11 protein-coding genes and 3 pseudogenes are annotated in these 13487 nt (G+C 58.3%); 9 read left to right on the forward strand and 5 right to left on the reverse strand.

The features are described 5' to 3' along the window. From AC56LN_RS23170 to sorU, 7 genes and pseudogenes are all read left to right on the forward strand, one after another. Nucleotides 1-200 (forward strand): hypothetical protein (locus AC56LN_RS23170; protein WP_499574916.1); only part of this gene is annotated, 200 nt, incomplete at its 5' end. A 120-nt stretch (nucleotides 201-320) separates the two neighbouring features. Then, nucleotides 321-650: a transposase gene (locus tag AC56LN_RS23175; protein ID WP_499574918.1), complete on the forward strand. Its 330-nt coding sequence runs from the start codon at nucleotides 321-323 to the stop codon at nucleotides 648-650. Between the two features lie 152 nt (nucleotides 651-802). Beyond that, nucleotides 803-2164 (forward strand): IS110 family RNA-guided transposase, encoded by a 1362-nt coding sequence (locus AC56LN_RS23180; RefSeq protein WP_499574919.1) that lies wholly within the window; start codon nucleotides 803-805, stop codon nucleotides 2162-2164. 18 nt (nucleotides 2165-2182) lie between these two features. Continuing rightward, nucleotides 2183-3067: pseudogene (locus AC56LN_RS23185) on the forward strand (IS3 family transposase); the annotation flags it as partial. A 25-nt stretch (nucleotides 3068-3092) separates the two neighbouring features. Next, nucleotides 3093-3299, forward strand: coding sequence for a hypothetical protein (locus AC56LN_RS23190; protein WP_499574920.1), 207 nt, complete (start codon nucleotides 3093-3095; stop codon nucleotides 3297-3299). 91 nt (nucleotides 3300-3390) lie between these two features. Further along, nucleotides 3391-4641, forward strand: a complete 1251-nt coding sequence (gene sorT, locus AC56LN_RS23195; protein WP_499574921.1) for a SorT family sulfite dehydrogenase catalytic subunit — start codon at nucleotides 3391-3393, stop codon at nucleotides 4639-4641. Nucleotides 4642-4650: 9 nt separating this feature from the next. Beyond that, the gene (gene sorU, locus AC56LN_RS23200) at nucleotides 4651-4983 is read left to right on the forward strand and encodes a SorU family sulfite dehydrogenase c-type cytochrome subunit (protein ID WP_259213790.1); all 333 of its coding nucleotides are present in this window, start codon (nucleotides 4651-4653) and stop codon (nucleotides 4981-4983) included. 724 nt (nucleotides 4984-5707) lie between these two features. Here sorU and AC56LN_RS23205 read toward each other — a convergent pair. Genes AC56LN_RS23205 through AC56LN_RS23225 form a run of 5 tightly spaced genes read right to left on the reverse strand, consistent with a single transcriptional unit; the run spans nucleotide 5708 to nucleotide 9302 of the window. Then, a complete protein-coding gene (locus tag AC56LN_RS23205) occupies nucleotides 5708-7129 on the reverse strand; it encodes a YncE family protein (RefSeq protein WP_499574922.1) in 1422 nt (473 codons plus the stop codon). Continuing rightward, the gene (locus tag AC56LN_RS23210; RefSeq protein WP_499574923.1) at nucleotides 7116-7550 is read right to left on the reverse strand and encodes a DUF305 domain-containing protein; all 435 of its coding nucleotides are present in this window, start codon (nucleotides 7548-7550) and stop codon (nucleotides 7116-7118) included. Before AC56LN_RS23210 ends, AC56LN_RS23205 begins: the two co-directional genes overlap by 14 nt. Beyond that, nucleotides 7547-8347: an anti-sigma factor family protein gene (locus AC56LN_RS23215; RefSeq protein WP_259213783.1), complete on the reverse strand. Its 801-nt coding sequence runs from the start codon at nucleotides 8345-8347 to the stop codon at nucleotides 7547-7549. The genes AC56LN_RS23210 and AC56LN_RS23215 overlap by 4 nt, the downstream gene beginning before the upstream one ends. Next, the gene (locus AC56LN_RS23220) at nucleotides 8344-8853 is read right to left on the reverse strand and encodes an RNA polymerase sigma factor (RefSeq protein ID WP_499574924.1); all 510 of its coding nucleotides are present in this window, start codon (nucleotides 8851-8853) and stop codon (nucleotides 8344-8346) included. Before AC56LN_RS23220 ends, AC56LN_RS23215 begins: the two co-directional genes overlap by 4 nt. A 20-nt stretch (nucleotides 8854-8873) precedes the next feature. Beyond that, on the reverse strand, nucleotides 8874-9302 hold the full coding sequence (locus tag AC56LN_RS23225; RefSeq protein WP_499574925.1) for a nuclear transport factor 2 family protein: 429 nt from the start codon (nucleotides 9300-9302) through the stop codon (nucleotides 8874-8876). Nucleotides 9303-10264: 962 nt separating this feature from the next. Here AC56LN_RS23225 and AC56LN_RS23230 point away from each other — a divergent pair. Further along, nucleotides 10265-11692, forward strand: a pseudogene (locus AC56LN_RS23230) (IS1182 family transposase); the annotation flags it as partial. A gap of 294 nt (nucleotides 11693-11986) precedes the next feature. Beyond that, nucleotides 11987-13414: pseudogene (locus AC56LN_RS23235) on the forward strand (IS1182 family transposase); the annotation flags it as partial. Nucleotides 13415-13487: the final 73 nt, after the last annotated feature.

Genomic DNA, 13487 nt, shown 5'->3' on the forward strand with positions numbered 1-13487 from the left:
TTTCGCTGCTTGGGGTCGCTGGCATGATGGAAGCAATGAGGGCGTATGCCTTTTTATTTGACCTGCAGCGCGTGTTTGGAGCGGGTGCCCTGCTGATCCGGTCAGTATCCCCAAAAACGCCGTACTGCTTTCTAAGTACCTTAAAGCACCGCACCACGTGCATCGCCGGGTATAGTTCTCCGGCCAAGGCCTACTTCTAAGTTTTCACACAGCCTGGGTCGAAAGCGGACGTTGCCTAACATCTGCAACACGTCAGCTTGGCACTCCCCCACGAGCTCGGACACGTTCGATAGGTATGATGTCCCTATCGGAGGTATTACATGGCACGTGAAAGACGGTTGTTTTCAGAAGAGTTCAAGCGCGAGGCGGTCAAGCTGGTAGGCCAGCCTGGTGCAAGCAAGGCGGCGATAGCCCGCGACCTTGGCATCGGCGCCAATTTGCTGGGCCGGTGGTGCAGAGATGCCGACGTCGATTCAGAGGTCGCTGTCGGGCGCGAGAAGGTCTCCAGCCAAGAGTATGAGCGCATGCGGCGCGAGCTGGCAAAGGTGAAGACAGAGCGCGACATATTAAAAAACCGCCCCACACGGTCCGCCGTGGCCCTCATGAATAGAAACTCCAGGCGAGTACACTGGATGCAAGCAGGACCGTGACCGAACGCTTTTTGGAGGCACAGACCCCGTCAAAAAACCTGGTCCAGGGGAAGCTGCGGACTCATATGTGGCGGCGCCGCCTGGCGACCCCGTTTAGGAAGTTGATCAATTCCGAGTCCCCGTCCTGCGCTTGACTATCCAGGAGGTGGACCATGCCAAACGAGCGTTCACGATCCAAGCCCAGTGGGCTGCCGATCATTCATCCCTTTGCAGCCGGTATCGATATCGGCTCACGATTTCACGTCGCCGCCGTCAGCCCGGATCTGTGCGACGAGCCAGTCCAGACTTTTCAGGCTTTTACCAGTGATTTGGAGCGGATGGCCAGTTGGCTGGTCGCGACTGGAACAAAAACGGTCGTGATGGAATCGACCGGCGTCTATTGGGTTGCTGCCTTCGAGGTACTCGAGTCGCACGGGCTGGAGGTCATTCTGGCCAACGCCCGCGAAGCACGTGCCGTCCCTGGTCGAAAGAGCGACGTCAACGATGCCCAGTGGCTGCAGCGTCTGCATGCCTGCGGTTTGCTTCGTGCGAGCTTCCGTCCTGGCCGTGATATCGCCGAGTTGCGTGCCTATCTTCGCGCACGCGAGAAGCACACTGACTACGCCGCTGCGCATATCCAACACATGCAGAAGGCGCTGACCTTCATGAACATCCAGCTCCATCACGTTATCGCCACGATCACCGGCGCCACGGGCATGAAGATCATCCGTGCCATCGTCGCTGGCGAGCGCAATCCCGATACATTGGCGGCAATGCGCGATGTGCGCTGCAAAGAAAGCCTTGAGACCATCCGCAGCGCCCTGGTAGGAAATTACCAACCCGAGCACGTATTCGCGCTGAAGCAGGCACTTGCCCTCTACGATTTCTATCAGCAGTGTATCGACGAATGCGACGTGGAAATCGAACGTACGGTGGCTGGTCTGAACATCGGGAAAACTATGCCGGATGCGCCGCTGCCCAAAGCCAAGCATCGCAGCAAATTGCCGAGCGATCCGAAGTTTGACGCGCGGAGCGCGTTGTACAAGCTGACCGGTACCGATCTAACCCAAATTCACGGTGTCGGCCCATTTCTGGCACTACGCTTCATTGGCGAATGCGGCACGGACTTTAGCCGATGGCGCAGTGCGAAACACTTCACCTCATGGCTGACACTATCACCCGGCTGTAAAATCAGCGGTGGCAAGGTGCTCTCGGCGCATACGCGCAAGACCAGCAGCCGACTCACCGTCGCGATTCGGCTGGCAGCTGTCACGGTTGGGCGAAGCAACACCGCACTCGGCGCATTCTACCGACGCCTCGCGGGACGTATTGGTACGGCCAAAGCGGTAACAGCCACCGCCCGCAAGATTGCAGTCCTGTTCTATAACGCGATGCGATATGGAATGGATTACCGAGACCCCGGCGCGGACCACTACGAACAGCAGTACCGCGACCGAGTCATCAAGCAGCTGCATCGTCGTGCCGCGCAGTTCGGCTTTGCTCTGCAAAAGCAGGAGTCAACAGCCAACGTGTGAGTTTCTTAGGAAGGCGCTCGGCTACTTCGCAGCCGACCTCAAGTGAAGTACGGCTTCATCGCCAAATATCGAACCATCTGGCCGACCCGAACGATGTGCCGTCTGCTCGGCGTATCAATCAGCGGTTTTTACGACTGGCTCAGCCGACCCGTAAGTGTCCATGAGAGCGAGAATGTCCAGCTCCTCAAGGCAATCAAGCATAGCTACGAAGCCAGCGATGGCACATATGGTTCGCCGCGCGTAGTGCGAGACCTTATCGACGCTGGTTTTTTCTGCAGCGAGAACCGAGTGGCGCGACTGATGAAAGCGGCCGGCATCAAGGCCCGTCACAAGCGGCGTCGGGCACCAAGCCAGCTTGAATCACCAGTCCATGCCATCGCGCCGAATCCGCTGGACCGGCAGTTTGAAGCGACTGGCCCGAACCAGAAATGGGCAGCCGACTTCACTTAAGTGTGGACCGGCGAAGGCTGGCTGTTTGTCGCTGTCGTCCTGGACCTGTACTCGCGACGCGTGGTGGGCTGGTCGATGCAACCGACGATGACGGCCCAACTGGTAATGGATGCCCTGCTGATGGCCATCTTCCGTCGTGGCCGGCCGCGGGCCGTATTGCATCACTCGGACCAGGGCTCGCAATACACGAGCGAGGATTTCGAGCGCCTGCTCGAATCCCATGGCATCGTCTGCAGCATGAGCCGTCGCGGCAACTGCTGGGATAACGCCGCGATGGAGAGTTTCTTTTCCACGCTCAAAACTGAACGCCTGAGCAAAAAACACTATCGGACCAGGGATGATTTACGTGCTGATGTGTTCGACTATATAGAAAGGTTCTACAATCCACGCCGGCGTCATTCCACTATCGGCTACATCAGCCCGGTACAGTTTGAAAATCTAAAATGCGCCTAACGGAGGTGTCCGTACCGGTAGGGGAATGCCACCCATCATCGGCTTCGCCAAGACAGTGTCGAGCACGCTGGCCTATATCGCAATCGTTGGCGAGAATGCGGTCCAGGTCTATACGCTTGACGCCGTATCAAAAAAGTTGCCATTGTCCCAGTTGCCGCACTACCGCACGGCATCTGAGCTTCCGGTGGCAGCATTCGCATGTACATCAGCCCGAAAAACAGCGACGTGGTGAATATGATTGATACCGCATGTAATGAGGAGTAGGATTGGAAAGGTTGGGCGTTCGCCGAAGCAATAATTTAAAAAATCCAAAGGAGACAACGATGTCGCACATACTTGAAAATGCCGACCGGCCGCCCCCCATTACCGACCCAAACCGTCGCCGTCTGCTGGCAGGTGGCACTGCTGCCATGGCAGCAGCAGGGTTAGCCGGATTCACCAGATCTGCAATGGCACAGGCGGTGGCAGATACTGCTATTGCAGCAAAACCGTTACCAGCGTATGTCAACTGGAAAAACCCGGAATCGATGATCGTGCATACCGCCAGCACGCTGGAGACGAAGCGCAGCGCGTTCGGTACAAGTATCATAACTCCGACCAGCCAGCTCTACATCCGCAATAACCTGCCGGCGCCCGATGCATCGGTTGTCGCCGACCGCGACGGCTGGCAAGTAGCGATCGAGGGCGTAAAGAATCCCCGCACATTGAGTGTGAAGGATTTGAAATCGATGGGCCTGGAGACAATGGCGATGGTACTCCAATGCTCAGGCAATGGCCGTGGCCTGTTCCCGAACAAGCCGAGCGGCACTCCCTGGCAGGTTGGCGCTGCGGGCTGCGTGGTTTGGAGCGGTGTGCCGGTGCGCGTCCTGACGGAAGCGCTCGGCGGAATTATCGACGGCATGCAGTATATGACTGGTACTGGTGGAGAGAAATTGCCGGAGGGTTTGGACCCGAAAAGCGTGATTGTTGAGCGGTCGGTACCCGCGAAGGCCATGGCTGACGCCATGTTGGCCTGGGAAATGAATGGCGAGCCGATTCCCCTCGCGCATGGTGGGCCGCTGCGTTTAATCGTGCCCGGCTACACCGGTGTCAACAACATCAAGTACATCAAGAGGCTGGCGTTTACGGCAGCCCAAACCGATGCTGCCATCCAGAAGACCGGCTACCGCATCTCACCGCCGGGACAGAAGGGCGACCCGAGCCATCCTTCGGTATGGGAGATGTCACCGAAATCATGGATCAACTCGCCGGCGCCCGAAACTGGTGCGGTATCGGCCGGAAGGGCACAGATCAAGGGCGTGGCGTTTGGTGGACTGAATGCGGTGAAGTCAGTCGAGGTATCAGTCGACGGTGACAAGACGTGGAAGACGGCACGCCTGGTAGGGCCGGATTTAGGCCGCTATGCATGGCGCCAGTTCGTTTTGCCGGTGAAGCTTGAGCCCGGTACCTACACCATCGCCTGCGTCGTGACTGATTCACGGGGCAATCGCCAGCCAGAGGGCCGTGTGGAAAACACCGGTGGCTACAACAATAACAGCTGGCGCGATCACGCGCTGACCATTACCGTCGTTTAAGGGATATCCATGTATTCGTCGATTACACGTATGGCCACGTCCGCCGCAATTGCAGCAGCACTTGTCGGCTCGCCAGCTTTCGCGCAGGACAAATTAGAGGCTGGCAGGACGCTGTTCAACAAGACGGCCGTACCAGCGTGCGCGGTGTGCCATGCACTAAAGAATGCTGGCGCGGAGGGTGCCATCGGGCCCAGTTTGGATGAACTGAAGCCTGACGCAACAAGGGTGGAAAAGGCGGTTCGCAACGGGATCGGCCAAATGCCTGCGTTTAAGAATTTGACCGACGAGCAGATCAAGTTGCTCGGACAGTACGTGGCTACGGTTACCGCGGCAGGGAAGTAACGCGGGTTCCGTGACCATTGGGCGGATTCGAAATTGCCTAGTTTTACGCAGACTTATTCTTTGATTCTTCACCTGATTTCTGACATAAAACATTTTTGTGATTAAGCTTTGCCACAGGCGTCCAACGGGTTTTGAGTCTTACGACTGACCTGCGACGGCCAATAGGGCTTCAGGAGGAGTCAGCGGGCTCACAAAACGTAGATGAGGATCGTTACCGCCAATTGCTTTTGGCGTCGATTGACGGTGCCGAAGTAGGGCCCCTGCTAATCTAGACCGTCCAGCTTGAGCGGGCTCCGCGACATCCATTTCGCCTCACGCAGAAGCAGATGAACAGACCCCTAATACCTGGGCAGGGATGAATTGCAGCGTCGCTGTGCTTTGGACATCGGCCTTGCTAACCGCTAGCACGGCCCTACCTGCACATCTCCTTGTCCAACCAGATGAGCAAAGAGTCAGGCGCCCTAACGCTGCGTTTTACTCTTCCCAGTTGATCGTTCAATACTTCGTTTTTGCTGGCACACTCATCTCGCTAATGTACCTGCGCTAACTCACTACGACTATCGTCGACGCTCCCTAGCTAAAATTCCCTTTAGCAAGCGGTCACCATTGCTTTGCTTTCCTGCGCCGTATGTGGCGCAGGAAAGCACGGCATGCTGGCAGGAGAGAAGCGCAGCATGCTGATTCCCGTTCTTTAATTTCACTATCCTTGCCGCGGCTTGCCGGCTTATTGCATGCTCATCAGCACCGCTTTGCCCGGATCTGCGGGCACATCGCCTTCCATGACTAGAATGCGGCTGGCCGTGCCCTGCTTGGCGGAAAGGCTTCCGACGACTTCGCGCATTGGGCCGATGGCCGTGCCATTGGCCATGCCTTTCGGATTTGTCATAAAACTGGCTACCGGCGTCGCCTGGCCGCTGGCGTACACCTTGTACACAGTTTCCGGCTTGAGCTTGTGCAGCGTTACCTCTAGCGCATCGGTAACACCCAAGTTGCGTGCCACGACCGATCCCGTTGCATCGCCGCTGCCCGCTTTAAGTGCGATGTTGAGTGGCTCGCTATTCGCGCGCGGACTGAGGTTGGCCTTGCCCCCCCCGTCGGGTGCTGCCTTCGAAACATAGACCAGTGCCTGTGGCGCTTGTCCAACCGGCACGCGCGCGATGACCTTGTTGCTGGCGCTGTCGATGACGTCAACCGCGTCGCCATTCTCGAGGCCGACGTAGAGACGGCTACTATCATCCGAGCTCCAGATTCCGTGAGGCAGCGCGCCAGTGGGGATGCTCGCCACCAGTGTCGGCGCGTTGCCGGTAGTGAAGACCTTAACGGCGTTTTCGCCGCCCACCGTTATGTAGGCATGCGTGCCGCTGGCGGTCTTGACGAAGGCCAAGTGATTGGTGATGAAGCCGGTGTCGATCACGCCTTTGACAGCAAGCGTAGCGGTGTCAATGCGGGTGACCTTGCCGACGTCCTTATGGGTCATCCAGACTTCTTTGTTGTCCGGAGTGAACTGCAGGAAGGGTGAGAACGGGCTCGTCACCGGAATGCGCTTGACGACCTTGTGCGACTTGACGTCGATGACGTCGACGGTCGGGTTGAAGCTCGACACTACGAACGCGAGCTTACCGTTCGGATGGAACAGCACCATCCCGGGTCCGCCAGTTGTTTGGATACGGCGCTTTTCCTTGAACGTGGCTGGGTCGATCACCGAGATGTAGTCTTCGCCGCGCACCACGACCCAGACCTCACGCCCGTCGGCCGTGAAGAAGCCCTCGTGCGGCGAGCGGCCGATGTAGGTCACGCCCTTGACCTTGTTGGTCGCGGTGTCGATGAAGGTGACTGAATTGGAGCCATTGGACACGACGAGCAGTGTCTTGTGGTCAGGCGAGAAGCCCAGCCCGTGCACGTTGATCTCGCCCTTATACAGTGGCGAGAGCACGTCGGGGCGCTGGTTGCCCAAGCGGATCTGGCCCAGCAGGGTATTCGTGGACGGGTCTATGACCGAGACAGTATTGCTGTTCTGGTCCGCGGTGTAGACACGATCCTGGGGGCCGGGAAGCGCGTAGGCGGGCGTTGCCAGCGCGACGAGAGAAGCGAGCGCAATAGCAATTGAGGCGCTTGTGCTCGCTCGGCGGATTTCATTGGTGTACATGTGAGTCCTTTTCGGTGGAGGTCTTTTGCGGCTTGCTACGGGAGGCCTGGTAGCGTTGTAGCCAGGCCTGCATGATCTTGATTTCGTTTTGCTGTTCGACAATAATTCCTTGGGCCAGGTTACGAAGTCCTGGATCTTTGGTATGCACCAGGATGGCTTTGGCCATGTCAATGGCGCCTTGGTGGTGCGGAATCATCATCGTGACGAAGTCGTGCTCTGGAACCCCATTGGTATTCGCGCGCCGCATGCCCTGGTCCATAATCGCCATGGCGTCGCCCGCCAGCGCCGCATAGGGCCTGTCGCTACTGGCGACGAAGTAAGGTGGTGCGCTCCCACCATGATTGTGAAGTTGCGCTGATTGGCCCTGAGCTGCCGCCGCAGTGCTCCAGAGTACTGCGGTCAACAGTTGCGAGAATTTCATACGGGTGTCTCCAGTTGTTCGTAGACGGCGCTTGCCACCCGCGCTAGTTCTCCTTTGTCGATGCCGGCAGAGAGCGCATAGCCAAATTTGCCGTCGATCCAGTAGAAGACGTTGACGGGACCTTCTGCAGCAAAACGGAAGCCAGTATCGCGGTTGTGCGCCTGTTCGTTAGAAACATACAGCGTGAGGCGCTGGCCAGTGCGGTCATGGTACATAAACTGGGCCACCGGGCCGCTGGTACCAGGCAGCAGGCGTCCGCCGATGAGCTCGTAGCCCAGCTTGCCGAGACGCGGTGGATGAATCTTGCTGCCAAGCCGTTTCGATAGCCATGCGACCAACTGATCTTCCTGTTCTGCGCCAATTTCAACCGGGCGACGCACGTCGGGGCTGTACACCACATGGGCAACAGCGGCCTGATGCGCCAATCCCCTGGCTGGCTGGCTGAAGGCGGGACGGGTGTAATCGGACGCGAGCCGCGGGTCGTAGTCGGTGGCGCCGCGCAGTCCCCAGCCCGCGCCGCCGCCGAGGACGGCGATAGCCAGCCCCGCGGCCAGGTTTTGCCACCGCCACTGCCACCCAGGGCGTACTGGCGCACTAACGCGCGACGGCACGATTTCCTCGAGCACTGGATCGAACAGGGCGTGCAGGGCTGCGTTCTGGGCCGCGTAGACTTGCAGCCGATCTGCTTCATCCGGGTGCGCTGCAAGATAGGCTTCGACTTCGGCCATGCGTGCAGAAGGGAGGCGGCCATCGACATAGGCGTGCAGGTCGGCTTCAGTAATGGGGAGGATACTCATTTGACGACTTTCAGGGCAACGACGGGGGCACGGCCTTCCATCAAGACACGCAGTTTCTCGCGGGCGCGCGACAGCCGCGACATAACGGTCCCGACCGGGAGGCCCAGGGTCAGCGCCACGTCCTCATAGCGCATTTCTTCGAGTCCAACCAGCAGCAGAATCTCCCTATGCTCCTCCGGCAGCAGGCGCAACGCGGCGTCCAGGTCGCGCAGCTCGAGGCCGGCAGAGGCACGTTCCGGGGCAGCGGGCTGGGGTGTGTCGTCGTCCAGTAGCTCGGTTGGCACTTTACGCCGCCGCCCTTGGTCGATACGTACGTTATGCATTATCGAGAACAGCCATGCCCGCATGTCGCTGCCCGGCTGCCACGCAGCGAGCTGGGCCCAGCCACGTTCCACCGTGTCCTGCACCAGGTCGTCGGCGTCGGCGCGATCCTCGGCTAAAGCGCGGGCATAGCGCCGCAGCCTCGGGATACAGGCAAGGAGCTGCTCACAGGCGTCAGGTGGCAAGGTTCGCATCGTTTCGTGGATCAGTTGGCGGCAGGTTTGGGATCGACCTGCCAGGTTTCGTTCACAAGCTTGCCGTCGCGGTAGGTCAGCACGTAGCGTACCTTGACCTGGATTTTCCCGTCGAAGCGTACGGTGGCAACCACTGTGGCGCCCTTCGGGTTGGCCGTTTCGTCGATGCCCATGACGGTCACGCGGGCCGGCCCGGCGGCAGCGCCGAACTTGTCCCAGACCGCGCCGATGGCTGCCGGGCCGGTATAGGTGCCGTCCAGCGGGCCGCCTACCCAGGTCAAGCGCGCGTCGTCGGCGTAGTCGCGCACGATGGCGGCACGCTCGCTGGCGCCGACTGCCGCAATATGTGCCTGGGCGGCGTCGAGGGCCGGTCCTGCGAAGGCCGGATGTGTGACACCAGCAGTGATGGCAAGTAGAAGGGCAAGAGGTGCAGTTTTCATGGTGGGCTCCCTGGGTGGATGTGATAGAACGAGCTGTTCCTACTTGGGTGAACGGATCTGCAGCTGCTTTATTCCATTTCAGCGCATTTATTTTTTCGTCTGCCCGCTAGAGCAGCAGCCTGCCGTGATTTCACGTGCACGAATTACGTTTTCGAACGTCGCGGTGGCACGACTACGGTAGCGCTCCGGATGGCGCAGCATAGAAAACGTGCGCGCCGCGAGGTCGCGCTGGACGCGCCAACAGTCGGGCATGCAGGTCCGCAGCGGCCAACAGTTCCGACGTTACGGTGGTGAGCAGGCCAGACATCACAGCGCTGTGTATGGCAGCGTTCAACGCGAGTTCAACGACGATCTGTGGCACTAAAGGGGATACGGGGTGCGTACACGGCGGCTTTCGAAAGTCCAGCGGATGTCGGCGCCGGCTTAAACTAGAAATACCTGTGAGTGTGCTGGTACGAATGCTGTACGCCGGCGTTACATACAGAGCTCGAATACGTACAACAAACCGACCGTCGGGTCAGCCCGATGCTAGCGTGTCGATGGAGCTACTAACTCTGGTAGGACCGGCTGTCCACCCATTGCGGATCAATGCCTCGCCTTGGGAAGTCGTTCAACAACCTTGCGCAAGGCGATGCAACGATTCGAATAGCTTTGATCTATGTCGAATGTGGATTAATACTCTTCAGGCGACGGGCAAGGCGTTATTTTTGCTTCCATCTCAACTGCGTTTAGAGTCCGCGCAATGAGGTCAGTTCATTTTTTCGATACGCTTTTAGTACGAGGGAAGACCTCCGTCGGCGGCTCATGCTTCCGGTAGAGGTGCAGAACTAGCTGAAGCTTTGTTGTTTCGACATCATGCATAAAGGTCTGCTTTGGGTCCAGGCTGTGTAAAAACGTAAGGCCATGTAAACGAAACCGGTTCGGTAAACGTTGAGCCAGTATCTCATCACTACGGGTGCCACATGAAGCGCTTTATTCAAGGCGAGGAACGCGGACAAGGTACGCTGCTGCCTGAGCACCTGGACGACTACGTGACTGAGGATAATCCGGTTCGCGTCGTCGATGTGTTTGTCGAAGAACTTGATCTTTCCAGCCTCGGATTCGGGCGCGTGCACCCGGCAAAGACGGGGCGACCGGCCTACCATCCCGCCGTGCTGCTCAAGCTCTACATTTACGGCTACCTCAATCGTATTCAATCGAGCCGAAGACTTGAGCGCGAAGCCCGGCGCAACGTCGAGCTGATGTGGTTGACCGGGCGCCTGTCACCCGACTTCAAAACGATAGCGAATTTTCGAAAAGATAACGGCAAGGCAATCGGTAAGGTCTGCCGGCAGTTCGTCGTCTTGTGCCAGCAACTGGATCTTTTCTCGGACGCGGTCGTCGCGATCGACGGCAGCAAGTTCAAGGCCGTCAACAGCAGCGACCGCAATTTTACCGATGCCAAACTCAAGCGCAGGATGGCGGAGATCGAAGCGAATATCGGTCGCTACCTGGCAGAACTTGATACAGCTGACCGTCAGGAACCAGCCACTGCGAAGTCGAAAAGCGCTCGTCTGAACGACAAGATCGCGGCGATGAAATCGCAAATGGCAACGCTCAAGGAAATTGAAGCGAAGCTGATGGAGACTGGCGAAACGCAGATCTCGCTCACTGATCCGGACTCGCGCTCGATGATGACGCGCGGCTCAGGCATCGTTGGCTACAACGTGCAAACTGCGGTCGACGCCAGGCATCATTTGATCGTGGAACACGAGGTAACCAATAACGGCAGCGACCGCGACCAATTGTCTGGCATGGCCAAGAAGGCGCGTGCTGCCATCGGCACGACGACACTGACAGCAATTGCCGACCGCGGCTACTTCAAGGGCGAAGAAATCCTGGCTTGTCATGAAGCCGGCATCTGCGCTTTGGTGCCACCCACGAAGACCTCGGGAGCCAAAGCCGATGGCCGGTTCGACAAGGCCGATTTCATTTACGACCCACTCAAGAATGAGCATCGCTGCCCGGCAGGCGAGTCCCTGATATGGCGTTTCGCAAGCGTCGAAAAAGGCATGACGAACCACCGGTATTGGAGCTCAAATTGCAAAGCCTGCCCACTCAAGGATAAGTGCACGCCGAGCTCGCAGCGGCGGGTGACCCGCTGGGAACATCAGGACGTGCTCGACGACATGCAGGCACGTCTTGAGCAGGCGCCAGACGCCATGCGAATCCGACGTTCGACTGTCGAGCACCCGTACGCGACAATTAAGGCATGGATGGGAGCGACGCACTTTCTGACAAAAGGCTTGGAGCGTGTGAAAGCAGAGATGAGCCTACACGTGCTCGCCTATAACTTCAGGCGTTTGATGGCGATTCTCGGCATCGAAAGGATGCTGGCAGCGATCCGGGCGTACGCCCATTCTCTGCCGCTCCAGGCCGTGCTTACAGCGTTTTCCTTACTGGCCTTGATGAAAGTAGCCAAATCGGACTACACGGCCTGGAATGTTTCTCTACATTCCAAGAGCAGCCTTGGGCGGTAAATGTTGGGCTCCCAGTCCATCGATTTGAGTTTTTACACGGGCTGGGTCGGAAGCGGACGCTACCGAAGGTCCGCAACCGGCCCAGGCTGTGTAAAAACGTAGCGTCGTGTAAACGGACGCCACACGGCAAACGTTAAGCCAGTATCTCATCAAGACGGATGCCAAATGAAGCGCTTTATCGAAGGAGAGGATCGTGGCCAAGGCACGCTGTTGCCCGAACTCTTGGACGACTACGTGGCCGAAGATAATCCAGTGCGGGTGGTCGATGTATTCGTTGACGAACTTGACCTTGCCCTCCTGGGCTTCACTCGGGTGCAACCAGCAAAGACGGGCCGGCCGGCTTACCATCCCGCCGTTCTTCTCAAGCTTTACATTTATGGCTACCTCAACCGCATCCAATCAAGCCGTCGGCTCGAGCGCGAAGCGCAGCGTAATGTCGAGCTGATGTGGTTGACGCAACGCCTGGCGCCGGACTTCAAGACGATCGCGAACTTCCGTAAAGATAATGGCAAAGCGATCCGCAATGTGTGCCGGCAGTTTGTCGTGCTGTGCCAGCAACTGGACCTGTTCTCGGACGCGGTTGTGGCGATCGACGGCAGCAAGTTCAAGGCAGTCAACAGCAGCGACCGCAACTTTACCCAAGCCAAGCTCAAGCGCCGGATGGAAGAAATCGAGGCCAATATCGGCCGCTATTTGGCGGAACTGGACACGGCTGACAGGCAGGAGCCGGCAGTAAAGCAAGCGCGCAGCGCCCGACTGAACGACAAGATCTCAGCGATGAAATTGCAGATGGCTGCGCTCAAAGAAATTGAAGCGAAGCTGGAGGCGACTGGCGAAACGCAGATCTCGCTGACCGATCCAGATGCCCGTTCCATGATGACGCGGGGCTCAGGCATCGTCGGCTACAACGTGCAAACCGCAGTCGACGCCAAGCACCATTTGATCGTCGAACACGAGGTAACCAACATCGGCAACGACCGCGATCAGCTGTCGGGAATGGCAAAGAAGGCTCGCACCGCAATCGGGACAGAGTCGCTGACCGCAATCGCAGATCGCGGCTACTTCAAGGGCGAGGAAATTTTGGCGTGCAAGCAAGCCGGCATTGCCGTGCTGGTGCCGGCTACCAGGACATCCAACGCGAAGGCCGACGGCAGATTCGACAAGGCAGACTTCGTCTATGACAGGGAGAAGAACGAGTACCGTTGCCCGGCGGGTCAGGCACTGATCTGGCGTTTCGCCGGCGTTGAAAAAGGCATGACGCTCAACCGTTATTGGAGCTCGAATTGCAAGACCTGCCCGCTCAAGGACAGGTGCACGCCTAGCCAGCAGCGTCGGGTGACGCGCTGGGAGCACCAGGACGTGCTCGACGAAATGCAGGAGCAGCTTGAACGGAGCCCGGATGCCATGCGGATCCGGCGTTGCTCGGTCGAGCATCCATTCGGGACCATCAAGTCCTGGATGGGGGCAACGCACTTCCTGACAAAAGGACTGGAACGCGTGAAGACCGAAATGAGTCTGCACGTGCTCGCCTATAACGTCAAACGGTTGATTTCGCTGCTTGGGGTCGCTGGCATGATGGAAGCAATGAGGGCGTATGCCTTTTTATTTGACCTGCAGCGCGTGTTTGGAGCGGGTGCCCTGCTGATCCGGTCAGTATCCCCAAAAA

The organism is Telluria sp. ZT3P26, from assembly GCF_059686035.1.

What these genes read in the sequence shown, in the direction of transcription:
- AC56LN_RS23205 (WP_499574922.1), bottom strand. Translation starts at nt 7,129, where the DNA reads ATGTACACCAATGAAATCCGCCGAGCGAGCACAAGCGCCTCAATTGCT.
- AC56LN_RS23180 (WP_499574919.1), top strand. Translation starts at nt 803, where the DNA reads ATGCCAAACGAGCGTTCACGATCCAAGCCCAGTGGGCTGCCGATCATT.
- AC56LN_RS23175 (WP_499574918.1), top strand. Translation starts at nt 321, where the DNA reads ATGGCACGTGAAAGACGGTTGTTTTCAGAAGAGTTCAAGCGCGAGGCG.
- AC56LN_RS23210 (WP_499574923.1), bottom strand. Translation starts at nt 7,550, where the DNA reads ATGAAATTCTCGCAACTGTTGACCGCAGTACTCTGGAGCACTGCGGCG.
- AC56LN_RS23215 (WP_259213783.1), bottom strand. Translation starts at nt 8,347, where the DNA reads ATGAGTATCCTCCCCATTACTGAAGCCGACCTGCACGCCTATGTCGAT.
- sorU (WP_259213790.1), top strand. Translation starts at nt 4,651, where the DNA reads ATGTATTCGTCGATTACACGTATGGCCACGTCCGCCGCAATTGCAGCA.
- AC56LN_RS23190 (WP_499574920.1), top strand. Translation starts at nt 3,093, where the DNA reads ATGCCACCCATCATCGGCTTCGCCAAGACAGTGTCGAGCACGCTGGCC.
- sorT (WP_499574921.1), top strand. Translation starts at nt 3,391, where the DNA reads ATGTCGCACATACTTGAAAATGCCGACCGGCCGCCCCCCATTACCGAC.
- AC56LN_RS23225 (WP_499574925.1), bottom strand. Translation starts at nt 9,302, where the DNA reads ATGAAAACTGCACCTCTTGCCCTTCTACTTGCCATCACTGCTGGTGTC.